At 68.7% G+C, this 25,894-nt stretch carries 24 protein-coding genes; 17 read left to right on the top strand and 7 right to left on the bottom strand.

The genetic code is table 11. The annotated features are described in order from the left end of the window. Nucleotides 1–89: 89 nt before the first annotated feature. Nucleotides 90–1,382, top strand: coding sequence for a class I SAM-dependent methyltransferase (locus ACFFGN_RS28330; protein WP_380053411.1), 1,293 nt, complete (start codon nt 90–92; stop codon nt 1,380–1,382). Further along, nucleotides 1,379–2,959, top strand: coding sequence for a YjiK family protein (locus ACFFGN_RS28325; protein ID WP_380053408.1), 1,581 nt, complete (start codon nt 1,379–1,381; stop codon nt 2,957–2,959). The genes ACFFGN_RS28330 and ACFFGN_RS28325 overlap by 4 nt, the downstream gene beginning before the upstream one ends. On the opposite strand, the gene serC is transcribed toward ACFFGN_RS28325, so the two are convergent. Together serC and ACFFGN_RS28315 are read right to left on the bottom strand one after the other, a co-directional pair. After that, complete coding sequence (serC, locus tag ACFFGN_RS28320) at nt 2,935–4,059, bottom strand: phosphoserine transaminase (RefSeq protein ID WP_380053405.1); 1,125 nt, start codon at nt 4,057–4,059, stop codon at nt 2,935–2,937. The two genes, ACFFGN_RS28325 and serC, sit on opposite strands and share 25 nt — an antisense overlap. 101 nt (nt 4,060–4,160) lie before the next feature. Next, nucleotides 4,161–5,003 carry a phytanoyl-CoA dioxygenase family protein gene (locus ACFFGN_RS28315; RefSeq protein ID WP_380053401.1) on the bottom strand — a complete coding sequence of 281 codons (843 nt, stop codon included), beginning with the start codon at nt 5,001–5,003 and terminating at the stop codon, nt 4,161–4,163. Nucleotides 5,004–5,096: 93 nt separating this feature from the next. Between ACFFGN_RS28315 and ACFFGN_RS28310 the strand changes: the two genes are divergently transcribed. Continuing rightward, nucleotides 5,097–5,879 carry an AraC family transcriptional regulator gene (locus tag ACFFGN_RS28310; protein ID WP_380053398.1) on the top strand — a complete coding sequence of 261 codons (783 nt, stop codon included), beginning with the start codon at nt 5,097–5,099 and terminating at the stop codon, nt 5,877–5,879. A gap of 122 nt (nt 5,880–6,001) precedes the next feature. Here the strand turns inward: ACFFGN_RS28310 and ACFFGN_RS28305 are convergent, their stop codons facing one another. Continuing rightward, nucleotides 6,002–7,117 (bottom strand): citrate synthase 2, encoded by a 1,116-nt coding sequence (locus ACFFGN_RS28305; RefSeq protein WP_380053395.1) that lies wholly within the window; start codon nt 7,115–7,117, stop codon nt 6,002–6,004. A 129-nt stretch (nt 7,118–7,246) separates the two neighbouring features. On the opposite strand from ACFFGN_RS28305, the gene pdxH reads away from it, so the two are divergent. After that, nucleotides 7,247–7,885 (top strand): pyridoxamine 5'-phosphate oxidase, encoded by a 639-nt coding sequence (pdxH, locus tag ACFFGN_RS28300; protein ID WP_380053392.1) that lies wholly within the window; start codon nt 7,247–7,249, stop codon nt 7,883–7,885. Nucleotides 7,886–7,912: 27 nt separating this feature from the next. Here pdxH and ACFFGN_RS28295 read toward each other — a convergent pair whose 3' ends face one another. Beyond that, nucleotides 7,913–10,096 carry an MMPL family transporter gene (locus ACFFGN_RS28295; RefSeq protein ID WP_380053390.1) on the bottom strand — a complete coding sequence of 728 codons (2,184 nt, stop codon included), beginning with the start codon at nt 10,094–10,096 and terminating at the stop codon, nt 7,913–7,915. A 111-nt stretch (nt 10,097–10,207) separates the two neighbouring features. Here ACFFGN_RS28295 and ACFFGN_RS28290 point away from each other — a divergent pair, with 111 nt between their 5' ends. The 3 genes from ACFFGN_RS28290 (at nt 10,208) to ACFFGN_RS28280 (ending at nt 12,623) form a co-directional block, all read left to right on the top strand. Next, nucleotides 10,208–10,927: a TetR/AcrR family transcriptional regulator gene (locus ACFFGN_RS28290; RefSeq protein ID WP_380053387.1), complete on the top strand. Its 720-nt coding sequence runs from the start codon at nt 10,208–10,210 to the stop codon at nt 10,925–10,927. 307 nt (nt 10,928–11,234) lie between these two features. Further along, nucleotides 11,235–11,504: a hypothetical protein gene (locus ACFFGN_RS28285; protein WP_380053384.1), complete on the top strand. Its 270-nt coding sequence runs from the start codon at nt 11,235–11,237 to the stop codon at nt 11,502–11,504. A 162-nt stretch (nt 11,505–11,666) separates the two neighbouring features. Continuing rightward, nucleotides 11,667–12,623 carry an SPFH domain-containing protein gene (locus ACFFGN_RS28280; protein ID WP_380053381.1) on the top strand — a complete coding sequence of 319 codons (957 nt, stop codon included), beginning with the start codon at nt 11,667–11,669 and terminating at the stop codon, nt 12,621–12,623. A 12-nt stretch (nt 12,624–12,635) separates the two neighbouring features. Here ACFFGN_RS28280 and ACFFGN_RS28275 read toward each other — a convergent pair whose 3' ends face one another. Further along, nucleotides 12,636–13,370 (bottom strand): hypothetical protein, encoded by a 735-nt coding sequence (locus ACFFGN_RS28275; RefSeq protein WP_380053379.1) that lies wholly within the window; start codon nt 13,368–13,370, stop codon nt 12,636–12,638. 926 nt (nt 13,371–14,296) lie between these two features. Here ACFFGN_RS28275 and ACFFGN_RS28270 point away from each other — a divergent pair. The 8 genes from ACFFGN_RS28270 (at nt 14,297) to ACFFGN_RS28235 (ending at nt 22,144) form a co-directional block, all read left to right on the top strand. Next, nucleotides 14,297–14,932 (top strand): TetR/AcrR family transcriptional regulator, encoded by a 636-nt coding sequence (locus ACFFGN_RS28270; RefSeq protein ID WP_380053377.1) that lies wholly within the window; start codon nt 14,297–14,299, stop codon nt 14,930–14,932. 105 nt (nt 14,933–15,037) lie between these two features. Continuing rightward, nucleotides 15,038–15,991, top strand: a complete 954-nt coding sequence (locus ACFFGN_RS28265; protein WP_380053375.1) for an ROK family protein — start codon at nt 15,038–15,040, stop codon at nt 15,989–15,991. Next, complete coding sequence (gene nagA / locus ACFFGN_RS28260; protein ID WP_380053372.1) at nt 15,988–17,118, top strand: N-acetylglucosamine-6-phosphate deacetylase; 1,131 nt, start codon at nt 15,988–15,990, stop codon at nt 17,116–17,118. Before ACFFGN_RS28265 ends, nagA begins: the two co-directional genes overlap by 4 nt. Next, complete coding sequence (locus tag ACFFGN_RS28255) at nt 17,106–18,029, top strand: 1-phosphofructokinase family hexose kinase (RefSeq protein ID WP_380053369.1); 924 nt, start codon at nt 17,106–17,108, stop codon at nt 18,027–18,029. Before nagA ends, ACFFGN_RS28255 begins: the two co-directional genes overlap by 13 nt. A 29-nt stretch (nt 18,030–18,058) precedes the next feature. Continuing rightward, entirely contained in the window at nt 18,059–18,895 is an 837-nt protein-coding gene (locus ACFFGN_RS28250) for a class II fructose-bisphosphate aldolase (RefSeq protein ID WP_380053367.1), read from the top strand. A 115-nt stretch (nt 18,896–19,010) separates the two neighbouring features. Beyond that, complete coding sequence (locus ACFFGN_RS28245; RefSeq protein WP_380053364.1) at nt 19,011–19,421, top strand: YciI family protein; 411 nt, start codon at nt 19,011–19,013, stop codon at nt 19,419–19,421. 8 nt (nt 19,422–19,429) lie between these two features. Beyond that, the gene (locus tag ACFFGN_RS28240) at nt 19,430–20,641 is read left to right on the top strand and encodes an RNA polymerase sigma factor (protein WP_380053361.1); all 1,212 of its coding nucleotides are present in this window, start codon (nt 19,430–19,432) and stop codon (nt 20,639–20,641) included. Between the two features lie 189 nt (nt 20,642–20,830). After that, entirely contained in the window at nt 20,831–22,144 is a 1,314-nt protein-coding gene (locus ACFFGN_RS28235) for an APC family permease (RefSeq protein WP_380053358.1), read from the top strand. A 93-nt stretch (nt 22,145–22,237) separates the two neighbouring features. Here the strand turns inward: ACFFGN_RS28235 and ACFFGN_RS28230 are convergent, their stop codons facing one another. Together ACFFGN_RS28230 and ACFFGN_RS28225 are read right to left on the bottom strand one after the other, a co-directional pair. Continuing rightward, nucleotides 22,238–22,729 (bottom strand): hypothetical protein, encoded by a 492-nt coding sequence (locus ACFFGN_RS28230; RefSeq protein ID WP_380053355.1) that lies wholly within the window; start codon nt 22,727–22,729, stop codon nt 22,238–22,240. Nucleotides 22,730–22,924: 195 nt separating this feature from the next. Next, nucleotides 22,925–24,229: a cryptochrome/photolyase family protein gene (locus ACFFGN_RS28225; protein WP_380053352.1), complete on the bottom strand. Its 1,305-nt coding sequence runs from the start codon at nt 24,227–24,229 to the stop codon at nt 22,925–22,927. 102 nt (nt 24,230–24,331) lie between these two features. Between ACFFGN_RS28225 and ACFFGN_RS28220 the strand changes: the two genes are divergently transcribed. Together ACFFGN_RS28220 and ACFFGN_RS28215 are read left to right on the top strand one after the other, a co-directional pair. Further along, the gene (locus ACFFGN_RS28220) at nt 24,332–25,033 is read left to right on the top strand and encodes an iron-dependent transcriptional repressor DtxR (RefSeq protein ID WP_380053349.1); all 702 of its coding nucleotides are present in this window, start codon (nt 24,332–24,334) and stop codon (nt 25,031–25,033) included. A gap of 86 nt (nt 25,034–25,119) precedes the next feature. Then, the gene (locus ACFFGN_RS28215; RefSeq protein ID WP_380053345.1) at nt 25,120–25,893 is read left to right on the top strand and encodes a class I SAM-dependent methyltransferase; all 774 of its coding nucleotides are present in this window, start codon (nt 25,120–25,122) and stop codon (nt 25,891–25,893) included. Nucleotide 25,894: the final 1 nt, after the last annotated feature.

Below are 25,894 nucleotides of genomic sequence, written 5' to 3'. Positions count from 1 at the left end.
TGCGCATGGGGTTTGCGAGGAGGTGATCGAGAGGTCATTGGGGCGAGACCGTTTTGTGATGGTGTGGTGCGGTCGGTCAGAATGGCGCGGTGCAATCAGACCTGGAGCCTTCGAGTCAGGACTCTGGACCTCGTGATGAGGTCCGGGTCGCGCTGCTCGACGAGGCTGTCCTGGTCCGTGCGCTCGGGTCTGGCCGTCGGCGTGGCGAGCCCGCTCCGGAGTTCCATCGCGTCGAGTTGCGCTACGTCGATCTGAAGGCTGGGCGGCATCTGCAGCTCACGCAGTACGACGAGCGGCAGGCGCACACCCGGAACGCGGCGGTCGGCGTCGAGGCGGAGAAGCTCGTCGACGAACTGCTCGACGCGCCGTACGGCAACTGGCACGTGGAGACCACGGGGGAGACCCTCCAGTTCCGGTACACCAAAAAGGGTCGCCCGCTGCTGCATCGCCAGCAGGATCAGCACGAGCAGGTGACCGGGCATGACCGTGCCAAGGAGCGGCTGCTGGATCCGGCCGCGCCTTTCCTGGTCGAGCTCGGCATCAGCGATCACCACGGCCGGGTCAAACCGTCGCGGCAGTCGAAGTACAAGCAGATCGAAGAGTTCTGCAAGCTGCTCGCGCCGGCGCTCGACGAAGCAGTCGCCGCCGGCCGCATCACCGCGACCAAGGCCGGCACCACCACGACGAGCGACACGCCGAGCGGAACCGCGGCGACGAGCCAGACCGCGGGGCGGGCTTTGCATGTGGTGGATCTGGGGTGTGGGAACGCGTATCTGACGTTGGCGGCGTATCACCTGCTGAGTTCGCGGGGGTACGACGTGTGGGTGACCGGGATCGACCGCAATCCGAAGGCGCGGGTTCGCAATACCCGGATCGTGGCGGAGCTCGGGTGGCAGGAGCACCTGCGGTTTGTCGACGGCACCATCGCGGAGGCGGAGCTGGATACGCCTGCGGACGTGGTGCTGGCCCTGCATGCGTGTGACACGGCGACGGATGACGCCTTGGCGCGGGCGGTCGGCTGGGAGGCGCCGTTGGTGCTTGCCGCGCCGTGCTGCCACCACGACGTTCAGAAGCAGCTCAAGGCGTCCGAACCGCCGCCGCCGTACTCTGTGTTGACCAGGTATGGCATCGTTCGAGAGCGGTTCGCTGATCTCCTCACCGATACGTTGAGGGCGGCCGTGTTGCGTCAGGTCGGGTATCGCGTAGAGGTGGTGCAGTTCGTGGACAGTGAACATACGCCCCGCAATCTGCTGTTGCGTGCCGCCCGAACGGGTGCCGCGCCGGACGACGCTGCCCGCGCGGAGTACGCCGAGCTGATCAGGGAATGGCAGGTACAGCCGCGTCTCGCGGATCTTGTACTGCGACCCGAGGCCGCCTCTTGACCGCGCTCGGCCAGGTGCTGGCCGGGACCGCCGCGGCGATGCTCTCGCTGGCCGTTGCCGCCGCGCCCGCCACCGCCGAGCCGGCCGATCTACCGGCCAACGCCCAACTGGCCCCCGCACCGAACACCGTCGCCGCGACCGCTGCAGGGCAGGCCGGCGCCGCGGCTGCCGCGACCACCGCCGCCGCGAAGACCGCGGATGCCGCCAGCGAGACCGCCGCGAAGACCGCGAAGACCGCGAAGACCGCGAAGACCGGGATGGCTGTGCCGGGTGGCGTTACGGCGGATGAGCCGGGGCCGAAGAAGTTGTTCACGATTGACGATGACCGGATCACGGAGTCGTCCGGGTTGGCCAAGAGCGTGAAGTTCCCGGGGATCTGGTGGACGACGAACGACTCGAACGACTCGGCACGGGTTTTCGGCGTGGACAAGAAGGGGGAGGTTCGGGCCGTTCTGACGTTCGACGCCGAGGTTCGCGATGTCGAGGCGCTGTCGATCAGCAAGGACGGCCGGATCTACGTCGGCGATATCGGCGACAACCAGGAGACCCGGGACCAGATCGCCGTCTACTCGATGGCCGAGCCGGACAAGCTGGAGAACCAGCGGGTCAAGTTCCGGCGGTACGACTTCGAGTATCCCGATGGCGCGCACGACGCCGAGACGCTGATGGTGCATCCGCGCAACGACCGGTTGTACATCGTCACCAAGGAGGAGAAGCGGGGCGGGTTGTACGCCGCGCCCGAGGAGCCCTCCCGCGAAGGTGTGAACAAGCTCAAGCGCGTCGGCGACATGCCCGCGATGGCCACCGACGGCACGTTCATGCCGGACGCCCTGCGCATCGTCGTGCGCAACTACGTGGCGATGACCGTGCTGACCTGGTCCGCTCCCAAGCCGTACGCCACCCGGCGCCTGCCGGTCGCTCAGGGCGAGTCCATCGCCGTCGGCCCGACCGACAACTCAGTGGTGGCCGGTAGCGAAGGCTCGAACTCGGCCGTGTACCAGGTCGAGGTGCCGCCCCGAAAATCGGCGGTTCCGCCCAAAGCCACGCCGAAGCCCGTGAATCCCCCAGACACTGAAGCGGCCAAGTCCGGCGGAACGATGCGCTGGATCCTGATCGGCGCGGGAGCGTTCGCGGTGATCGTGGCGCTCATGACGTTCCCGACCGGGCGGCGAGAGCGTCAGGACGCGATGCTCGAGCAGCAGCGCCTGGACAAGCTCCGTGAGCGGGAGAAGCGCGACGAATACCGCCGTACGGATCAAGCCGGGCTGTACGACGACCAGGGCTACGACGATCAGACGTATGCCGACTCAAGCTACGACGAGACGGCCTACGCGCCCGCGGGCTACGGCCAGGCCGGCTACGACCAGGGCTACGACCGGGGCGGCTACGAGTCCGCCCCGAACGGTTACGACCCCCACGACCCGTACGACGGCCGCCACCAGCCCGGTCCGGCTACTCACCAGCCGGGACCGACTCACCAGGGCGGGCATCAGCAGCGCGGCCGGTACCAGCCGGTCGGGGACTATCACAACCCCGACCGGCAGGATCCGTATCAGGCCAGGCGCTCGACGGTGTAGTCGATGGCCTGGGTGAGCTTCTCCACGTCATCCGGGTCGACCGCCGGGAACATCGCCACCCGGAGCTGGTTGCGGCCGAGCTTGCGGTAGGGCTCGGTGTCGACGATGCCGTTGGCGCGCAGCACCTTCGCGACCGCCGCGGCGTCGATCGAGTCGTCCAGGTCGATCGTGCCGATCACCAGCGAGCGGGCGTCCGCATCCTCGACGTACGGCGTCGCGTAGCTGGACTTCTCGGCCCACGTGTAGAGCCGGTTGCTGGAGTCGGTGGTGCGCTGCACGGCCCAGTCCAGACCGCCGTTGGCGTTCAGCCAGTCGGTCTGCTCCGCCATCAGGAACAGCGTCGACAGCGACGGGGTGTTGTAGGTCTGGTTCTTGCCGGAGTTGTCGATCGCCGTGGCCAGGTCCAGGAACGCCGGGATCCAGCGGCCGGAGGCGGTGATCTCCTCGACCCGGGCCAGCGCGGCCGGGGACATGATCGCGATCCACAGGCCGCCGTCGGAGGCGAAGCACTTCTGCGGCGCGAAGTAGTACACGTCGGTTTCGGTGATGTCGACCGGCAGACCGCCCGCGCCGGAGGTGGCGTCGATCGCGACCAGTGCGCCCTCGTCGGCACCTTCGACCCGCTTGATCGGGGCCATCACGCCGGTGGAGGTCTCGTTGTGCGGCCACGCGTACAGGTCGACGCCGGCCTCGGCGACGGCCACGGGACGGGTGCCGGGCTCGGACTTGATCACGCTCGGCTCACCGAGATGCGGGGCCTGCTGCGAGGCCTTCGCGAACTTGGAGGAGAACTCGCCGAAGCTGAGGTGCTGGCTCTTCTCCCGGATCAGCGCAAACGTCGCGATGTCCCAGAACGCGGTCGAGCCGCCGTTGCCGAGAACGACCTGGTAGCCCTCGGGCAGGTTGAACAGGTCCGAGACGCCCTGACGGACTCGGCCGACCAGGTTCTTGACCGGGGCCTGGCGGTGCGAGGTGCCGAGCAGCTTGATGCCCTCGGTGGCGAGGGCCTGCACGGCCTCCGGGCGGACCTTGGACGGTCCGGCGCCGAAACGGCCGTCGGCGGGCTTGAGCTCTTCGGGGATCGTGATGTCGCTGGTCACCAGCGGTGCTCCTTCGTCGTCTGGCTTGATACCTATTGGCCGACGACGCTGTCAGCTACCTGCAGTGTTCCATATCCGCCTCGCCGAGCTACGTACGGGTCTCACTCATGTTTCCGGGTGACGCTGTGGACGCCGGTCATAACCGCTACTGGCCCGTCCGCCGACTCCACCCACTCACCGCAGGCTCCGCCGCCCTCAGCGACTGCAAGTTCCAGCGGGCTCCCGTCCATCCGCAAGGCCGGGTGGTAGTACTCGGCGACCTGCTTGGCCGCACCCTCGATGTAGTGCCCGATGAGCGCGCGCCGGAACCGGTCGGCAGTGACGTTCGGGGCGCTTCCGTGCACTAGTGCTCCGTGGAAGAACAGCACGTCTCCCGGCTCCATCACGACGGGTACGGCGTCCTCAAGGCCTCCCGCGGTCGGCAGGGGCACCGTGACGTCGGTAAAGCTCACGGACGTGTCGGCCTTCTCCGTGCACAGGATCGGCCAACGGTGGCTACCGGGTACTACCGACAGGCAGCCGTTCGACTCATCCACCGGGTCCAAGGCCATCCAGGCCGCCACACAAGTTCCCGGCTCGGCCTTGAGGTAGAAGTTGTCCTGGTGCAGGGCTTGGCCGCGCGAGCCCGGTGGCTTGAAGTAGAGCATCGTCTGGACCGCGTACGGCGTTTGGCCGAGGATTTCGGTCAGCGTGTGCTCGAGCCGGTCGTCGATCAGCCACTGCAGGGAGATCTCGTCCCAGCGGTGCATCTGGGCCATCCGCGGATAGCGCCGCAACGGGTCGCGATCGCCGGACCGGACGCCCACCTCGTCATTTTCGTACGAGCCGCGCCGGCGCAGCACCATGTAGTGCTCCCGCAGCTGCTCCGCCTCGGCCGCGCTGAACAGGCCGCGGGCCACGGTGTATCCCTGCTGATCGAACTCGTCCTTGAACGATGCGCTCATCCGTGCCACCCCTGCTCGACGGGTCATTACCCTGTAAGCAAAGCCCAGCCAGGGCAGGTATGCCAGGGACGATCGACGCGAGGAGTTGCACTTTTGACGCGCCAGCTCACACCCGATGACGGCCAGCCGTTGACCTTGGCACTGCACAGCCCGCCAACCTTCTGGCGGTGCGAGCCCAGTTGGTACTGGCAGTCCCGGCCGCTACCGGACCACTTGCTCTGGTGCGTGCTCGACGGCCGGGGCCAGCTCCAGATGGATGGCCGCGAGCGCGAACTCGGCCCGGGAATCTGCGCGGTATTCGGCCCCGGCGATGAGCCGTTGGCCCGGCATGACCCGAAGCGCCGCCTGCTGGTGTTCGGCATGCACTTCGAGGTCGCAGCCGACGTACTACCCGAGCCGCGCTGGGGCGAAGTGGCTGACCGGGTTCTGCTGGGGGAACTGGCCCGCGGCGCCGATACGGCCTACCGCCGGGGTAGTCCGGCCGGTAGACGCCAAGCCGAGTTGTACCTGGAACAACTGCTCCACCTCGTCTGGGAGGCCGCAACCCGGCCAAGCCGCGGCCGGATCGACGTAGAGCTGGAGGAGATCGCCCAGGCCATGCGGCAGGACCCGGGCCGTCAATGGACCGTGGCCGAGTTGGCCGCCCGGGCGGCGTTGTCCCGGGCCCAGTTCACTAGAAGATTCACCAAGCAGTTCGGCGCTTCGCCCGCGCAGTACGTGATCCAGGCCCGGGTGGACCGGGCTCACCAGCTCCTGAACGAGACAAGCATGTCCGTCACCCAGGTAGCCGCCGCACTCGGTTACACCGACGTCCCGTACTTCAGCCGCCAGTACAAACAACGAACCGGCCGAACCCCCCGAGACGCCCGGTCCTGAACCGCCACCGCTCCACTTCTGCGTTCATTCGTCGGTATACGTCTTGGATACCGGTGAGATACCGGCCGTATTCCGGCGAACGAACGCAAAAGCGGAGCGGAGCCAAGTCCTGCGGAGAGGAGTTAGCGGTCGAGCCAGGCTGGGTTCCAGCCTTCGATGTCGGTGGCGGGGCGGGTGGCCGGGCCGGAGTAGACCGCGGACGGGCGGATCAGCCGGCCCGTGCGCTTCTGCTCCAGGATGTGGGCGCTCCAGCCGGCCGTGCGTGCGCAGGTGAACATCGAGGTGAACATGGGCGGCGGAACCTCCGCGAAGTCCAGCACGATCGCGGCCCAGAACTCGACGTTCGTCTCGAGCACGCGGTCCGGACGGCGCTCGCGCAGTTCGGCCAGCGCGGACTTCTCCAGCGCCTCGGCCACCTCGTAGCGCGGGGCGTCGAGTTCCTGCGCCGTACGGCGGAGTACGCGCGCCCGCGGGTCTTCGGCCCGGTAGACGCGGTGCCCGAAGCCCATCAGGCGTTCGCCCGAGTCGAGCAGTTCCTTCACGTAGGACCGGGCGTCACCGCGACGCTCGACCTCCTCGATCATCGTCAGCACTCGCGCGGGCGCACCGCCGTGCAGCGGGCCCGACATCGCGCCGACCGCGCCGGACAGTGCGGCCGGTACGTCGGCGCCGGTGGACGCGATCACCCTGGCGGTGAAGGTGGAGGCGTTCATGCCGTGCTCGGCGGCGGACGTCCAGTAGGCGTCGACGGCCTTCACGTGCTTGGGATCGGGCTCCCCGCGCCAGCGGATCATGAACCGCTCGGTGATGGTCTGGGCCTTGTCCACCTCACGCTGTGGAACCATCGGCTGGCCAGTTCCACGAGCGGCCTGGGCGACGTACGACAACGCCATCACGGCCGCGCGTGACAGGTCGTCCCGCGCCTGCACGTCGTCGATGTCGTACAGCGGGCGCAGACCCCAGGCAGGGGCCAGCATCGCCAGAGCAGACTGCACGTCGACCCGGACATCACCAGAGTGCACGGGCAACGGGAACGGCTCCGCGGGCGGTAGGCCCGGGGTGAAAGCCCCATCCACCAAGAGTCCCCAGACGTTCTCGAAGGGCACTCTGCCGACTAGATCCTCGATATCGACACCGCGATAGCGCAGTGCCGATCCCTCCTTGTCCGGCTCGGCGATCTGGGTGTCGAAGGCAACCACACCTTCGAGGCCATGCTGGACGGTGACCGGCTCTGACATTCGCCCGCGACTCCCTTGTCTGTATCGGCTGCCCACGCAGCATAGGCCCAGCCCGGAGCCAACGGGTACCTCTGTGTGTCGCGGGTTACAGGACTGTATGCGCGGTGTTACCCCGACTACGCTCAGCTTGTGGAGCTTGAAGAGATGCGGCGGACGTACGGGCTGGGCGAACTGCTTGAGGACCAGGTGGATGCTGATCCGATTGTGCAGTTCGAGCGATGGCTGGCCAACGCCGTCTCGTTCGGGGTGGCCGAACCCAATGCGATGGTGCTCGCGACAGTGGACGCGACCGGCCGGCCGTCGGCCAGAACCGTTCTGCTGAAGGGGATCGACCAGCGCGGGTTCGTCTTCTATACCAACCAGGAATCCCGCAAGGGCGCGGAACTCGCGGCCAATCCACTGTGTGCACTGGTATTTCCCTGGCACACGATGGAACGCCAGGTCCGGGTGGAAGGTACGGCCACCAAACTGCTTCAAGACGAGGTGGATGCGTACTTTGCTAGCCGCCCCCGCGGGTCCCAACTCGGGGCCTGGGCCTCGCAGCAGTCGCAGCCCGTCGAGTCGCGTGAAGAACTAGACCTGCAGTACGCGTCGTACGAGCGCCAGTGGCCGGAAGGAACCGAAATAGCCACTCCCTACTTCTGGGGCGGCTACCGGATCAAGCCGGACTTCCTGGAGTTCTGGCAGGGCCGGACGGGCCGCCTGCACGACCGGTTGGCCTACCGACGTACAGGCGACACCTGGCAACTGCAGCGCCTCCAGCCCTAAAAATAACTACATCGACTGCAGCCGGATCTACACGTTGACCGGCTCGCGCTCGTCTGAAGCAGGCCGAGGTGACTCGACCTCTCGGAAGCCGTGCCGCTGCCACCAGCGCGCAAGCGGCGCGGGAGCCCACCAGTTGGCCTTGCCGAGTAGACGCATCGTGGCCGGGACAAGTAGGGCACGAACCACCGTGGCGTCCAGGGCGATCGCGATCACCAGGCCGACGCCGATCATCTTCACGAACACGATGCCCGACGTGGAGAACGCGCCCACCACGATGATCAGTAGTAGTGCCGCACTGGTGATGATGCCGCCCGTGCGCTGCAGGCCGAGTGCAACGGCTTGGGTGTTGTCGCCGGTCCGGTCGTACTCCTCGCGGATCCGGCTGAGCAGGAACACCTCGTAGTCCATCGAGAGCCCGAACAGTACGGCGAACAACAGCACCGGGTTCGTCGCGTCGAGAAAGCCTGCCGGGGTGAAGTCGAGCAGACCCGACAGATGTCCGTCCTGGAAGATCCAGACCATCGCGCCGAACGAAGCCGCCAGCGACAACACGTTCATCAGCAAGGCCTTCGCGGGCAGAACCACCGAGCCGAAGGCCAGGAACAACAGCAGGAACGTGATGACCACGATGAGCCCGATCATCCATGGCGCCCGATCACCCATCACATCCAGGAGATCCAGCACCACGGCGGTCTCACCTCCTACCAGTACGGCGGCGTCGGCAGGCGGCTCGACGCCTCGGACGGCTTTAACCACGTCACGGGCTGGTAGCTCCTGGGCGGTGTACCTGGTGTGTACGACGACCGAGGCGACTCCATCCTCGTAGCCGTTGACCCGAACCGCATCAACGTCTGGAAGTCCCTTAAGTCTCTGCAAGTACGGCGCAAGGCTCTGCTGCGCCGTGGCTTCCTCAACCGAGGCGTCGAACCGAACCGCCACCTGGACGTTCGAACCACCAGCGCCGGCGAAATCGCTCTGCAGGGTCTCGGTGACGGTACGGCTCTCCGCGCCAACCGGTAGCGCCCGGTGGTCCACGCCGCCGAGTTCTGCCCGCAGGAAGGGGATACCGAGGACTAGTACGAGCGGAACCAGCACTACGACGTACCGGATGGGCCTACGCATCACGCTGTGCGCCAACCGGTACCAGGCGCCGTGATGGCCCTCGGACGGCTTGGACCGCCCAAGCCCGGGGATACGCAGCTTGTTCACCCGATGGCCTAGTACCGCCAGCAGCGCGGGCAACGCGGTCAAGGCCGCCACCATCGCTACAAGCACTGCCGCGGCCCCGCCGTACGCCATGGACTTCAGGAACATCACCGGGAACAACACCAGGCTGGTGATCGCCACGCCCACGGTGATGCCCGAGAACGCGACGGTCCGTCCAGCCGTGGCCATGGTGGTGACCAGTGCCGTCTCGACGTCGTCCCCGGCAGCAAGCTGTTCGCGGAACCGGGTGACGATGAACAACGCGTAGTCGATCGCCAGGCCGAGCCCGATCATCGTCACGAGGTTGATCGAGAACACCGAGACCTCGGTGAAGGTGGTCATCGCGCGCAACAAGACGAACGCGCCCAGGATGGCGAGTCCACCGACAAACAGCGGCAGGCTCGCGGCGACCAGACCACCGAACACGATCACCAGCAGGACCAGCACGATCGGCAGTGAGATCGTCTCCGCCCGCACGATGTCCCGCTCGGTCTGGACGTTGACCTCCTCGAAGACGGCGATCTCGCCGCCGAGCCGCAGGTCCAGCCCGGCGGGCGCCCGCTTCAGCGCGTCCTCGATCCGGTGGAAGGCCTCCAGCCGTTCTTCGGGATCGGCCCCGGCCAGCGTCAGTACGGCGTACGTGCTGTGCTGGTCCTTCGAAACGAAAACGGGCGAGTTGGTGGACCAGAAGGTGCCGGTCCGGACGACCTCACCCGCGGGCAGTCCGTTGAGATGAGCCTCCACCGCCTGCCGGAAGTCCGGATCGGCAACGGTCTTACCGGGGCTGCGGTAGAGCGCGATGACGTCCGAGCCGTCCCGGCCGACGGTCTGCTCGACCGTACGCACCGCCTCGGCGGCCTCGCTGTCGGGCGACTCGAACCCGCCGTTGGCCAGCGAGCCGAACACGCCGGTGCCCCACACCGCCGCACCGATCACGAACAGCCCGGTCAGGGCCAGGAAGACACGGCGGCGCCGATAGGCGAGGCGGCCGAGTGTTTCGAACACGGAACTCCTCCGAAGGGCGTACATTGAACAGTGGTCGCGGTGGTGAACAGTGTTAACAGTTAACGGTGTTCACTGTGCCGTGACGGTTCGGGAACTGTCAAGGAGTCATAGGTGAGTACTGAGCTGGCCGGCCCGACGCGACGAGACCGGCAACGCGCCGCGACGGTCGCCGAGATCAAGGCGGTGGCCCGGCAGCGGCTGGTCGAAGGCGGCCAGACCGCGATCGGGCTGCGGGCGATCGCGCGCGACCTGGGCCTGAGCGCGCCCGCGCTGTACCGCTACTTCCCCAGCCACGAAGACCTGATCACCGCGCTCATCACCGACCTGTTCGACGAGCTCACCGAGGCGATGGTCGCGGCCCGGGACGAGTACGCGCCGGATGACATCGGCGGCCGGCTCTACGCGATCGCGCTGGGTCTGCGCGCGTGGGCGGTCGACCATCCGGCGGAGTTCGGTCTGGTCTTCGGCTCGCCCGTGCACAGTCCGATGCTCGATCTGTACGACGACTCGCCCTGCCACCAGGCGGGCATGCGGTTCGGCGCGGTCTTCAAGGACCTGATGCAGGAGCTGTGGCGCCTTCGCCCGTTCGAGATCCCGCCCGACGATGAGCTGGGACCCGAATTGGTGGCGCAGCTGCAGAGCCGTGCGGCCCAGTTCGGCGGTCTACCGCCGGGGGCGATCTACCTCAGCCTTACGTACTGGACGCGGGTGTACGGCCTGATCTGCATGGAGATCTTCGGCCAGCTGCACTGGGCTCTCGACGACGCCGGCCCTTACTTCCAGGCCCAGCTTAACGAGATCGCCCGCGCCCTCGGCCTCGACTGCCTCTGACCCGGTTGGGCATAAAGAGACCCGTGGGCGCTTCCTCGATCTTCGAGGGTCAGGCGGACTGACCTGACTGCCCACGGGCCCGGTGACTGGCGTTGAACTGGCTAGCCACGTGTCCACTAACTGTGGAGAGCGGCTAGCCCGCCGCCACCTCACGAGTCCGATTGCAATTCATGCGTTGGACCACCTCCCTTCGCGTGTACTCAGAACCTACGTCGCGATCGGCCGGCACTCAACAGGATTTCGCCGCAGGCTGATCGTGATGCCCCGGTGGCCCCGCGCGACCCGGAATCGTGATCCCATAAGACCCATGCTGAGGGTGGGACTACCGGCCGTGATCCTGGCCGTCGCGCTGGCCTGGTTCGCGTACGCCTCGTACCGGCGGGCGCAGCTCGCGGAGGCGGAGATCGCCGCGCTGAAGGATGAGGTCCACAAGCTCGAGAACGTCGTCGGCATCGCCGAGCAAGGCCTGCGAACGTTGGCGAGCCACCCGTCCGTTCCGCCCGATGTGGCGGTTACGGCGGACATCACCCTGGCCGACCTGCGACGCCGGCTCGGCCGGACGGAACTGGACGGCTGACTCCGCCGTCCAACCCGCCGACGGCCACCCGTCGCCCCGCACCACCTGTCGCCCGCACCACCTGGCGAGACGGAACCCGCACGAAACCCGGTATCAGCAAGCCGGGACTCACCTGTGCCCGGAACGGATCCGGGTTGACCAGAGCAAGGAGCACGACCCCAGATGGCGAAGACCCCGAACGTTTCGGCGCTGCAGTCGAAGAGCCCGGTGGGCAAGGTGATCGGCTTCGCGGTGCTGGTGATCATCGCGATCATCCTGCTGGTGAAGATCTTCAACTTCGCCAACACCGCGACCAACGAGATCGGCCTGCACTACGGCGGCGGCATCATCGAGGACCGCAAGTTCAAGAGCGTGATCCAGCCGGGCTCCACCAACAAGCGGATCGGCCCCGGCGACACGTTCTACGTCTACCCGATCGACCAGCGCTCGTACATCATCGGCGGCGCCGGCGCGGACAGCTCCGCCGAGGACGAGGTCACGGTGGTCAGCAAGGACAACGTGCGCCTCGGGGTGCGGGTCCAGGTCTACTTCACGCTGAACCGGGACAAGGTCATCCTGCAGAACTTCCACGAGCGCATCGGCCTGAAGACCGAGGCGTACGCCGAAAAGGGCTGGCACGACATGCTGCGGGCCTACTTCCGTCCGCAGATCGACCGTGCCCTGGCTGCCGTCGCGACCAACTACAACTGGGCCGAGCTCTACAACAACGAGGCCAAGAAGGTGCAGTTCCAGACGTCCGCGGCGAAGGAGTTCACCCGGCTGCTGCCGGCCGCCGTCGGTGGTGACTACTTCTGCGGTCCTAGCTACAACGGCAACAACGCTTGCGGCGAGCTGTCGTTCACGATCCAGAAGCCGAACCCGATGGACAAGGGCATCATCGACGGCATCGAGGCCAAGCAGCGCGCCGAGCTGGCTCGCCAGGCGCAGGAGCAGAAGAACCAGCAGGTGAACGTTGAGCTGCAGTCGGTCAAGGCCCAGGTGGCGCTGCTCGGCGCCCAGGGTTACCTGCTCAAGTCGGCGATCGAGTCGGGCAAGATCCAGTTCATGGTGATCCCGCAGAACGGCAACGTCAGCATCCCGGTGCCGACGCCGCCGGTCACCACCCCGACACCACGCTGAGCATCTGAAGCGTTAGCGGAACGCGGCCGGGTCGACCTGGATCCAGATCTGGGCGGCCCGCGCCAGCACCCGGCCATCCGCGTCGTACAGGGTGGTCGCGGTGAAGGTCTTGCGGCCGTCCTCGCCCAGATGGCGGCCCATCACCACACAGGCCTCGCCGGCCGGCGGACGGGCGTCCACGCAGGTGGTCATCTGCCCGAGCACGGACGGCCGTCCCTCCAGATCGATCGCCCAGCCGCCGGGGCAATCCAGCGCCGCCCAGAGGTACGGCGTACCGATCAGGCCATCGGTATCAGCGAGATCCGCCGGCGGAGTCCACCGGCAGGCGGTCCGGCCGTCGCCGAGCAAACCGGGCCGCAACTGGAGACCGGCCGGGTTTTGCGGTCCGCAGGCGAAACACGTCGGGAACGGGTGATTGACCAGCCCCCTGTACGACGCCTCGGCCGCGCGGGCCTCGTCCGGGTGGACCGGGTCCACCAGCGGCAGGTCCTCGTCGCTCGGACCGCCTTCGGCCACGAGGCCGTCCGGGCCGGTGAGCTGGACCAGGCCATCGGCGGCGGTGAGGTTGAGGTCGATCGTGAGCGGCGGAGGCATCCGCAGCCGTACGCGAACCGGCTTCCCAGCTGCGACCTGATCGGATGCCAGGGCGGCCGCGACCAGACCAGCGGTGTAACCACCGTTGCCGGATCGCGCCGGGCCACAAAAACGCGGGTCGATCCGAACGGTCTCAAGGTGCGAAGTACTCACCACCAAGACCCTAATACCCCTCACCCCCACCACCCCCCAGCCGGTGCCCCGCCGCCGCCCGCCCAACCCACCGGCCCCTCGCGCGCCCACCGTCCCCGTTCATCGGACGCTTGTGACCAGGCGTGTCGCCGTTCATCGGACCCTTGTGACCAGGCGTGTCGGGGTTCATCGGACGCTTATGACCGGGCCCGTCGGAGATGGACGCCGCCGAGCTCGGCGGCCACACGTCGCCCCCCGGTACCGGGCTTTGGCGCGGCTACCGGGATTGAGGTCGCTGACTGCCGAGTTTTGTGACGGCTACCCGGTTGCAGCCAGGTAGTCGTACTAAAACCTGGCAGCGGACCAGCGTCCGTGCAGCGAGCGGCAGCAAGGCGCCCGACAATCGCCGCGACGACGGATGGGGCACGAGCTCGTCCGAAGCGTCCGATGAACCCCGACACGCCTGGTCACAAGGGTCCGATGAACGGCGACACGCCTGGTCACAAGCGTCCGATGAACGGCGACACGCCTGGTCACAAGGGTCCGATGAACGGCGACACGCCTGGTCACAAGCGTCCGATGAACGGGGACACGCCTGGTCACAAGGGTCCGATGAACGGGGACACGCGGGGTGGAACGGCGCGATCGGGGGTGCTTGCGCGGGGCTGGGGTGTGGCCGTTCTCGGTCAGGGGTGGGGTGGTTGCAGGTTGGGGGGCTTGGGAGGGGGTGGGTGGGGGTATGCCTCAAGTGGCCGCTTGAAAGCAAGGGGGTGGGCGGCCGGATGCGGTCAGTGGTGGCAGGTTTGAGGCAACGGGTCGGCAACGGCGGGAATTTCTCGCGCTGAACGCTGCTATTCAAACGGTCGTTTAAACTATGCTGTCGAGAGTTGCTGACCGTGAACAGGTGGGGTGCCTGGCGGTCGGCGGCTGGGGGGAAGGAGAACTCTGTGGAAGCACCCGTGGAATCCACCCGGGAGAGGTTGCTCAACGTCGCCGAAGAGAGGTTCGGCGACGGAGGGTACGAAGGCACCTCACTGCGCGCGATCACGGTCGCCGCCGAGGCCAACATCGCCGCGGTGAACTATCACTTCGGTTCCAAGGAGGCGCTGCTGCGCGCCGCCGTGGCCCGGGCGATGGCGCCGGTCAACACCGAGCGCAAGCGGCGGCTGGACCGGCTGGAGGAGGAGGGCAAGGCCACCCCGGAGCAGCTGATCCGGGCCTTCGTCGAACCCGGGCTCAACCTGGCGGTGCGCCGGGGTGATCGCGGTCCGACCATTCAGCGGTTCATCGGCCGGGTCGCGTTCGACCCGAGCCCGCGGATTCGCGAGCTGTACGCCGCCGAGGCCGATCCGGTCGAGGGGCGTTATCTGGCGGCGTTGCGGGCGGCGCTGCCGCAGGTGCATCCCGAGGCGGTCGCCTTCGGGTACGTGAACATGCTCGGCCTGCTCGCGTTGCACCAATCGCGCACGTTGTCGAAGGCGCCGGGGGCCAGCGAGGCGGTTCCGGCGGACACTCAGGACCTGACCGACAGCCTGGTGTCGTTCCTGGTCGCCGCGTTCCGGCAGGGGCTGAGCGCCAATTAGACCGTCTGCTAATTAAGCCGAGTGTCTCGCTAAAAACGTCTCAAAGCGTCCACGTTTTGCTCATCGATGTTCAAACCCACGAGTAACGCTGCATAATGGCGCCCCGTGGAGCTCAGTGAAGTCGTGGTGGCCGTCGACCTCGGCGGAACCCGGATGAAGTGCGGCCTGGTCGCGCGCGACAGCACCGTCGTGCATCGCGAGACCAGGCCGACTCCCCGGGCAGCCGGAGGCCAGGCGGTGCTCGACGCCCTGGTGGAGACGGTCGTCGAGCTGGGCCAGAAGGCCGCCGCCGACGGTTACCGGGTGCGCGGCGTCGGCGTCGTCGTACCGGGCATCATCGACTCCGCTCGCGGCACTGTGCGCGCCGAAAACCTGGCCTGGCTGAACGTCGGCGTGCTGGACGCGATCCGTAATGCGGTCGGCCCCGGTCCCGAGGTGGTGCTGGCCCACGACGTGCGCGCGGGTGGTTACGCCGAACTGCGCGGGGGTGCTCTCGTCGGCACCACCAACTCGCTGTTCCTCCCGCTCGGTACCGGGATCGCCGCCGCCATGGTGGTGGACGGCCGGCTGGTCTCCGGTGACGGCTTCGCGGGCGAGATCGGACACACGCGGTTCGTGCACACCGACGCGGCCGAGCAGTGCGCCTGCGGCCAGTTCGGCTGCCTGGAGACCGTCGCCTCGGCGGCCGCGCTCGCCCGGCGGTACGGCGACCGCGCGGGTCGTCCGGTCACCGACGGCGCGCGCGAGGTGATCGAACTGCTCGCGGCGGGTGATGCCGATGCCGCGGTGGTCTGGGACGAGGCGCTGCAGGCCCTCGTCGACGCGATCGTGCTCTACACGACGTTGCTCGCGCCCACGCGGATCGCCATCGGCGGCGGACTGGTCGGCGCGGGGGAGACTTTGTTGCGGCCGCTCCGGGACGCCCTGGCCGGCCGGTTGACGTTCCAGCGACGTCCGGAGATCGTGGCCGCCGTACTGGGCGAAGAGGCCGGCTGTCTCGGTGCCGCCCTGATGGCGTGGGACGCGGTGGCGAACCTCAAGGAGGAAGAGGCGGTATGACGACGTACCTGGCGGGCCGGATCGTCACCCCGGACGACGTACTCGAGCGGGCCTGGATCCAGATCGTCGCGGGGGACATCTTCGCGATGGGCCGTCGCGCCGACGGCATGCCCGCGAACGGCGAACGGCCGGAGGACCTCGGCGATGTCACGGTGGTCCCGGGCTTCGTCGACATCCACACCCACGGCGGTGGCGGTGCGTCGTACTCGACGACCGATCCCGAAGAGGCCCGTAAGGTGGCCGCCTTCCACGCCTTGCACGGCACCACCACGACAATGGCGAGCCTGGTCACCGGTCCGCTGGACGAGCTGGTCTCGCAGACCGCCTGCCTGGCCGACCTGGTCGCCGACGGCGTAATCGCGGGCGTGCACCTGGAGGGCCCGTTCCTCTCGGCCGCGCGTTGCGGTGCGCACGAGCCTTCGTTGCTGCGCGATCCGGTCGAGGGCGATCTGGCCAAGGTGCTCGGCGACGTGGTCAAGATGGTGACGATCGCGCCGGAACTGCCGAGTGGCCTGCAGGCGATCCGGCAGGTGGTGGACGCGGGCAAGGTGGCCGCGCTCGGTCACACCGACGCGACGTACGAGCAGATGGTGGCGGGGGCCGACGCCGGGGCTAGCGTGGCGACGCACCTGTTCAACGGGATGCGGCCGTTCCACCACCGCGACCCCGGACCGGTCGGCGCCGCGCTGAACGACGAGCGGCTGCTGCTCGAAGTGATCAACGACGGCTTCCACGTCGATCCGCAGGTGGTCCGGGTGGCCGTGGCCGCCGCCGGGACCCGCCGGATCGCCCTGATCACCGACGCGATGGTCGCGACCGGAATGCCCGACGGCCGGTACAAGCTCGGCGGCCTCGAGGTCGACGTCGCGAACGGCGAGGCCCGGCTCACCACCGGCGAGAAGTCGATCGCGGGCAGCACGCTCACCATGGACGTCGCCTACGCGAACGCCGTGCGTGCGGGGGTTTCCCTGGTCGACGCCTCCCGGATGGCCTCGACCGCACCCGCGGAGGCCTTCGGCTGGTACGAGGTCGGCGCGATCGAGGTGGGCAAGCGCGCGGACCTGGTCGCGCTCGACCGCGAGTACGCCGTCCAGAAGGTGATGCGGGCCGGCGAATGGCTGGACTGATCGGCGCGGTCACCCTCAACCTGGCGCTCGACGTCACGTACGACGTACCGGAGCTGGTTCCGGGCGGCAGTCATCGTGTCGCACAGGTGCGTCAGCGCGCCGGCGGCAAGGGTGTGAACGTCGCCCGGGTGGCCGCGACCCTCGGGCACCAGGTGCTGGCGCTCGGCCTGGTCGGTGGAATGACCGGGGAGCTGGTCGCCGAGGAACTCTTCGATGCCGGCCTGACGGCGCTGCTGACACCGATCGCGGGAGAGACCCGGCGCACGGTCGCAGTGGTTGCCGCAAGCAACGGTGACGCCACCATCTTCAACGAAACCGGGCCTTCCGTCTCGGCCGACGAATGGCGCGCCTTTCTCGATCGGTTGCCTTGGGCAAGACTGTCGGTACTGACCTGTTCGGGCAGCGTGCCACCGGGCATTCCGGCAGACGCCTATGCCCAGCTGGCCGCGCGGGCCCGGGAACACGACGTACCGGCCGTGGTGGACGCGGGAGGCTCCGCCCTGCTGGCCGCGGCCGAGGCCGGTGCCGTCGTCCGGGCCAACGCCGCCGAACTGCGCGAAGCCCTTGGACCTGATACGGATGTTGCCGAGGGCACCCGTCGATTAGTTGCCCTCGGCGCCAGGGCTGCCGTCATCACCGACGGCGCCGACGGAATGGTTGCCGCAGGCCCCTCCGGCGCGTGGCGGGCCTTGCCGGTCGAGCGGGTGGCGGGTAATCCCACCGGCGCCGGTGACGCCTGCACCGCTGTTGTGGCGGCCGCGATCGCAGCCAACGCTGAGGTGGATTGGCCCGAAGTGCTGCGCGCCGCCGTGGCGGCCTCGTCCGCGGCCGTGCTCACTCCCGTTGCCGGGGACATCGACCTTGCGGCGTACCGGCGGTGGCTGCCGGCCGTGGCCGTGAACAGCCTGTAAATACGCCTTGTAGACAAGGGAGTTACGTCATGCCGTTGGTTTCCGGAGCCGAGGTGGTGCTGAGCGCCGCCAAGGCCGGTCGTGGTGCGGGTGCGTTCAACGTGATCCAGCTGGAGCACGCCATCGCGCTGATCGCGGGCGCCGAGCAGGTCGGTGCGCCGGTCATTCTGCAGATCAGCGAGAACGCGGTGAAGTACCATGGCGCGCTCAAGCCGATCGGCGTCGCCACCCTGGCCGCGGCCGCCGCCTCGACCGTGCCGGTGGTCGTGCACCTGGATCACGCGATGGACCGCGACCTCGTCACCGAGGCCGTCTCGCTCGGCTTCACCTCGGTGATGTTCGACGCGTCCAAACTGGAGTACGCCGACAACGTGCGCGCCACCGCCGAAGTGACGGCCTTCTGCCACGACCACGGCGTTTTTGTCGAGGCCGAGATCGGGGAGGTCGGCGGCAAGGACGGCGTGCACGCGCCCGGCGCCCGTACCCGTCCCGACGAGGCGGCCGCGTTTGTCGACGCGACCGGCGTGGACGCGCTCGCCGTGGCGGTCGGTTCGTCGCACGCGATGACCGAGCGCACGGCCGAACTCGACTTCGAGCTGATCGGCCAGCTGCGCGCCGCGGTCGACGTACCGCTGGTGCTGCACGGTTCGTCCGGCGTGGCCGATGCCGATCTGACCCGCGCGGTCGAGGCCGGCATGACCAAGGTCAACATCGCGACCCACCTCAACAACGTCTTCACCGACGTCGTACGCCAGGTCCTCGCCGAGCAGCCGGCCCTCGTGGACACCCGCAAGTACCTCGGCCCGGCCCGCGACGCCGTGGCCGCCGAGGTGGCCCGCCTGCTCACCGTACTGAAGGCGGTCTAACCCCGTCGCACGGCCTGATGCCCTCGCTGCACGGCATGATGTCGAGAAGCGTCGATCGGCTCCGCTCACCGGCTGAAGGGCCTCGACCGATGGCCCACGAATCCAGGAGAACACGATGCCGAGATACCTGCTGCTCAAGCATTACCGCGGTGGCCCGGCGCAGCAGCGCGCCGTACCGCCGATGGAAGAGTGGGCGCCCGAAGACGTGGAGGCGCACATGGCCTTCCTCCACCACGTCAGCGACCTGCTCGAGAAGAACGGCGAGTTCGTCGACGGGCAGGCGCTGACGACGACGCGGACCTGGGTGCGCTACGGCGGGCCGGACGCGGCGCCCGTCACCACCGACGGGCCGCTGCCCGAGACCAGCGACCTGGTCGCCGGCTGGTACATGATCGACGTCGAGTCCTACGAGCGTGCGCTCGAACTCGCGGCGTACGTCTCGTCGGGGCCGGGCCCGGGCGGGGAGCCGATGTACGAGTGGATCGACGTCCGGGAAGTCATGACCCAGGCTCCGTCGGAGGACTGACCCCAGGCATGATCGACGAGCCGACGCAGCCGCTGGACGAGGCGATGCTGCGTGCGCTCGTACCGCGGGTGCTCGCAGGCCTGGTCCGCCGTGGTGAGGATTTCACGGCTGCCGAGGACGCGCTCCAGGAGGCACTGCTGGAGGCGTTGCGGATCTGGCCCGAGCATCCGCCGCGAGCGCCTGCCGCATGGCTGACCACGGTCGCGACGCGTCGGCTCGTCGATGCCAGGCGGAGCGAGATCGCCCGGTACCGCCGGGAGGAAACGACGTACGCCGAGCCGCGGCCGACCGCCGCCGAGGAAGGCGACGACACCCTCTTCCTGCTGTTCTGCTGCTGCCATCCCGATCTCGCGCCGACGTCCCAGGTGGCGCTGACCCTGCGCGCCGTCGGTGGCCTCACAACCCGGGAGATCGCCGACGCCTTTTACGTGCCCGAGGCGACGATGGCGCAGCGCATCAGTCGCGCCAAGCGGACCCTGCGCGGGCGGAGCCTGGACCAGCCTGGCGACCTCGCCGTCGTACTGCGCGTCCTCTACCTCATCTACACGGCCGGACACGCGGGCCGGGTGGACCTGGCCGGTGAGGCGATCCGGCTCACCCGCCAGCTCACCCTCGCCACGGAAGAACCCGAGGCGCGCGGACTACTCGCGCTGATGCTGCTGAACCACGCCCGCCTGCCCGCCCGGCTGGATTCCGAAGGCCGGTTGATCACGCTCGATCAGCAGGACCGCGGCCGGTGGGACACCCGGCTCATCGCGGAGGGCGTGCAGGTACTGCAGTCGGCGCTCGCGATGCAGACCGTGGACCGGCCGCCGGGCCGGTACCAGGTGCAGGCCGCGATCGCCGCTCTGCACGATGACGCCGCGTCCGCCGAGGAGACCGACTGGCCTCAGATCCTCGCCTGGTACGACGACCTGCTCGCGCTCACCGAAGACCCGGTGCGCCAGGATCCGGCCGCCGTCCTCGGTCGAGCGGTCGCCGTCGGTCACGCGCTCGGGCCCGCCGCCGGATTGCGCGAGACCGATCAACTACGCGACGTCCTCGGCGAACGCCACCGCTGGCACGCCGTTCGCGCCCATCTCCACGAGCTCAACCGCGACCTCCCTGCCGCAGCCGGCGCCTACGTCCAAGCGGCCCACCTCGCCACCAACATCCCCGAACACAACCACCTGCTCCGCCAAGCCACCCGCATCCGCGCAACGTTGTCCCAGCAGAGCTGAACGGTCACATGGACGCGTTACCCCGCGCCCAAGCACGACGCAGATCGTCGCGTGTGGTTCTTTCCCCGCCCGCTGGGCATGTTGGCAGCGCGACGCGAGATGCTTCCTCTGTGGGCGGACCTGCCGCCCCGGCGCCCGCGGACGTGGTCGCCGACGCCGAGAAGAGGATCGCCGCCGCGATGGAAGCCAGTGCCTGACAACAACGCCGTACCGCCGGGACCGCACGTACCGCCGGGGACCCCCGCGCCGAGCGCTGCCTCCGGGGGTGGCGCGCTCGCGCGGCGGTTGGGAGTAGGTGATGCCGCGGTCATCGGGCTGGGCTCGATGGTCGGGGCGGGAGTGTTCGCGGTTTGGGCGCCGGCGGCCAAGGCGGCCGGCGCCGCGCTGCTGATCAGCCTGGTGCTCGCGGCGATCGTGGCCTACTGCAACGCCGCGTCCTCGGCTCAGCTCGCGGCGGTGTACCCGGTCTCGGGCGGCACCTACGTGTACGGCCGCGAGCGCCTCGGCCCAGGCTGGGGCTTCGCGGCCGGGTGGGCCTTCGTGATCGGCAAGACCGCCTCCTGCGCCGCGATGGCGCTCACCTTCGCGACGTACGCCGTGCCGGGGCCGGAGTGGTTGCGACGGTTGGTGGCCCTGGCGGCGGTGGTCGCGCTCGCGTCGGTCAACTACCGCGGCATCACCCGGACCGCGCGGCTGACGCGAGTGCTGGTGACGTGCACGCTCGTGGTTCTCACGATCGTGGTGGTCGTGCTCGTGGTCAACCGGCCGGAACACGCGCTCACGCTGTGGTCCGGCAGCACCTCGCCGTACGGCGTACTGCAGGCGGCGGGCCTGCTCTTTTTCGCCTTCGCCGGCTATGCCCGCGTCGCGACGATGGGTGAGGAGGTTCGCGATCCGGCCCGAACGATTCCCCGGGCGATCACGATCGCGCTGGCCCTGACCGTCGGCGTCTACCTGGTGATCGGGATCAGCCTGCTGACGAGCCTCGGTACGGCCGGGATCGCGGAGGCCACGGCGCCGTTGGCCGTCGCGGTGGACTCGGCCGGCGCGGGTGGCGCCGTACCGATCGTGCGAATCGGAGCCGCTCTGGCCAGTCTGGGTGCGTTGCTCGCGTTGATCGCGGGCATCGGGCGTACGTCGCTGGCGATGGCGCGGGGCGGGGATCTGCCGTCGTGGCTGGCAGCGGTGCATCCGCGCTTCCAGGTCCCGCATCACGCGGAGGTGGCGCTGGCCGTGGTGGTCGGCGTGCTGGTCCTGGTGACCGATCTGCGCGGGGTGATCGGGTTCTCGTCGTTCGGCGTGCTGCTGTACTACGCGATCGCGAACGCCTCGGCCTTCACCCAGCCGGCCGAGCAGCGGCGCTTCCCGCGGGCGGTGAGCGTGCTCGGGCTGGCCGGCTGCCTGGTGCTGGCGGCGACCTTGCCGATCGCCTCGGTCGTCACCGGCGCGATCGTGCTCGCCATCGGCCTACTGGGCCGTGCCGTCATCCAGCGCACACGCTGATCCACTGCACCCTGGCTGAAAGCAGACGTGAACGACCGCGCGCTCAGCCTGTGAGCGCGCGGTCGGCCTGCTCAGCGGATCGGGCGCCTGGTATCAGGCGCTGACGCGGTGGGCGGCGTCGGTGTCGCGCCACGAGGTGTCGGCGATGGCCCGGGCGATCTCGGCGCGGTACTGCTCGTCGTCGAAGATCAGCGTCGGCACCGGCAGGCGCTCGCCCACGTCGGGCACGTCGCCCATCGCGCGCGGGCCGTCGAAGACGCCGGTGTAGAGGCGGAAGTCCATCCACCACAACTGACCGACGATCTTGCGCATCATCGGTGCCACCACGCCGCAACCCTGCGGCGGACATCCCTGCGCCGGACAGGCGCAGCGATAGATGGCGATCCGGTCACCGGGGCGGCTGGGCAGGAACGGGCTGTCGGCCGAGAGAATGTCTCCCGGTGACCAGCCGACCTGTCCGGTGGCGTCGCCGATGACGTCGACACCGTCCACCAACACGGTCAGACGCGGGCCTGACGGCGGGTGTCCGGCGGATGCTTGGGCGGGAAAATCGACTCTGAGTTCGAACTCACTAGTGTGCTGCATGGCTCTTCGAGGGTAGGCGTGTTCGGCGCGATTAGTCGCGTTGTTCAGCGAGCTGCGGCCATACCGCAACCTTCCAGACCTTGCGAGAGCCCTGCATTTCTTGCGTTCAATCGTCAGAATCCGCTCTCAAAGGTCGGCGGCAAGCTGTCCGATAACCGGAGCCGCGCGCGGATTCCGCCGGACGAACGCCAGAAATCAGCGAATCGCCTCGTAGCGGCGCAGCGCCTCGAGTCGTGCTTCGGCGTGATCGACGATCGGCTCGGGGTAGTCCGGGCAGCCGCCGTGCCGCCACGGTTCGTGCGCGGTCTTGCCGTCGAACGAGCGCAGCTGCGGCACCCACCGGCGCACGTAGTCCCCGTTCGGGTCGAACTTCACCCCCTGCGTGGTCGGGTTGAACACCCGGAAGTACGGCGAGGCGTCCGCGCCGCAGCCCGCGACCCACTGCCAGTTCAGCGAGTTCGACGCGAGGTCGCCGTCGTACAGCCGCCGCATGAACCACCGGGCCCCGTGCTTCCAGTGAATGTGCAGGTCCTTCACCAGGAACGACGCGACCACCATCCGGACCCGGTTGTGCATGAAGCCGCTCTCGGCGAGCTGGCGCATACCCGCGTCGACGATCGGGAATCCCGTCTGCCCCGCGCACCACGCATCGAAGGCCGGCCCGGGCTGGTCGTAGGCCATCCGCTCGAATTCCGGCCGCAGCGGCTTCCACGCCGCCTGCGGATGCCGTGCAAGCAGGTCCGCGCAGAACTCGCGCCACGCCAACTGCCGCCGATAGGCGTCACCCTCCGGACTGGTCAGGTCGGCCAGCATCGTGCGCGGGTGGAGTTCCCCGTACTTCAGCGGAATCGACATCCGCGAGGTGGTGTCGAGATCGGGCCGGTCCCGCTCGTCGTCGTACGCCGCGACCTCTTCGACCCAGCTCTGCCAGCGCTTCACCGCGTCGGCCTCGCCCGCGCCTTCCACCGCCTCGGACGCGGGCAACGGTTCGCCCGGCGCGTCGATCCAGGTGACACCCTTCGGAGCGTCGACCGGATTGCGCCAGCCGTGTTCGAGCCAGGCCCGGTAGTACGGCGTGAAGACCTGGTACGGACGGTCCTGCTGGTTCCGGATCCGCCCGGGCGCGATGGCGTACGGCGAGCCCGTCCGCTCCAGGGGTACGTCCAGCGCTGCCGCGACGGCCTCGTCCCGCCGGGCGCCGTACGGGCCGTAGTCCGCGGCGAGGTGCACGCTCACCGCCTTGGTCGCCCGAGCCACCTCAGGTACGACGACGGCTGGATCGCCCGCGCGGATGACGAGCTTGCCATCCATGGCCGTGGACAACGCGCGTAGCGAACTGAGCAGGTGGTCGCGCCGAGGCCCGCCGGCCGGGGCGAACAAGGCCGGATCGAGCACGAACAGGCCGAGTACCGAGCCGTCCCCGGCTGCCACAGCGTCCAGCAGAGCCGGGTTGTCGGCCAGCCGGAGGTCGCGCCGGAACCACATGATCGCGGGAGGCATCAACCCATCCTGCCGACCGCCGCGGCCACGCTCCACCCGGCGCGCGGCAAGGTGATGGGCCGGGTTTCATCAGGGTTGCCTCAGTAGGGGACAATAGAAAGCGTGAGCGAGCTGATCGATACCACCGAGATGTACCTGCGCACCGTCTACGAGCTCGAAGAAGAAGGCATTCTGCCGCTGCGTGCGCGCATCGCCGAGCGCCTGCACCAATCCGGCCCGACCGTGAGTCAGACCGTGGCCCGGATGCAGCGCGACGGCCTGGTCACGGTGGAGGGCGATCGGCACCTCGAACTCACCGAGGTCGGCCGCATGCAGGCGATCCGGGTGATGCGCAAGCACCGGCTGGCCGAGCGCCTGCTGGTCGACGTGATCGGCCTGGAGTGGGAGGACGTGCACGCGGAGGCCTGCCGCTGGGAGCACGTGATGAGCGACGCGGTCGAGCGCCGGCTGCTGGAGATCCTGAAGAACCCGACCGAGTCGCCGTATGGCAACCCGATTCCGGGGCTGGAGGAGCTGCAGAAGGACACCGAGGCCACCGCGATCACCGAGTTCCGGCTCGGCGTGGAGCCGCTCGACCAGGTGCTCGACGCCGCCGGTGAGAAGGTCCGCGTGCTGGTTCGCCGGATCGCCGAGCCGGTGCAGACCGACGACGACGCGATGTCCGTGCTGCGCCGCGCCAACGCGCTGCCCGGCCGCGAGGTCGACTCCGCGCTGGACGCCGAGGGCGTGCTGGTGGGCAGTCGCGAGGCCGGTGGCGTGATCAGCGACGAGATCGCCGGTCATATCTTCGTCAGCCGGGTCTGAACCTCTTTCGCAGCGACCTCAAGGCTGCGTAAGGCCTGAGCCTGAATGCTGTACGCAGCGTGGTCAGGCAGTAACGTCTGACGGCGATGCCTGAGAACGAGATCGACTGGCCGGCCTATGTCCGTGAATTCCACGAGACCAGGCCGGGCAGTACGGAAAGACTGCTGTCCCGCGCCGTCGCCGGCGACCACACCCCGTACCGCTGGCTGGTCCGGGCGGTTTCCGGCGAGGCCCGCCGGGTGCTGGACCTCGGCTGCGGGAACGGGCCCGTGGCCCGGGAGCTGCACGGCCGCTGGGTCGTCGGCGTGGACACCTCCGCCGCCGAGCTGGCGGGCGCGCCCGGCCCGAAGGTGCAGGCCGACGCGCTGCACCTGCCCTTCGCGAACGAGTCCTTCGACGTGGTCACCTGCTCGATGGGCCTGATGGTGATGCAACCGCTGCCGGAGGTCCTCTCCGAGGCGGCCCGCGTCCTTCGCCGTGGTGGCGTACTGGCCGCGACCGTGCCCGCCATCCGGCCCCTGCGGCGAACCGACTTCCGCATTCTCACCACGCTCACCACCCGCCTCCGGTCGACCCCGCAATTCCCGGCGGGCAGCGAGCTCACCGAGATCCGGGACCAGCTCCGTGCCGCCGGATTCGACGTACTGGAGAGCCAGCGCGAGCGCTACGCCTATCAGGTGCGGACCGTCGCCGACGCGCGGAACCTGGTCCACTCGCTCTACCTGCCCGGGACGAGCGACAGCCGCCGCGATTCCGCCGCCGTCTGGCTCGGCGAGCGTGCCGAGGCCCGCGATGGCCTCGAGGTGGCGATCCCCGTCCGCCGCATCGTCGCCATGCGCACAAAGGTCGCCCTGCACTAGC

Origin of the sequence: Kribbella deserti (assembly GCF_042434725.1) — a bacterium.
Classification (GTDB): Bacteria; Actinomycetota; Actinomycetes; order Propionibacteriales; family Kribbellaceae; genus Kribbella; species Kribbella deserti.
The sequence above is the reverse complement of the archived record's forward strand: the minus strand, read 5'-3'. Positions and strand labels throughout refer to the sequence as shown.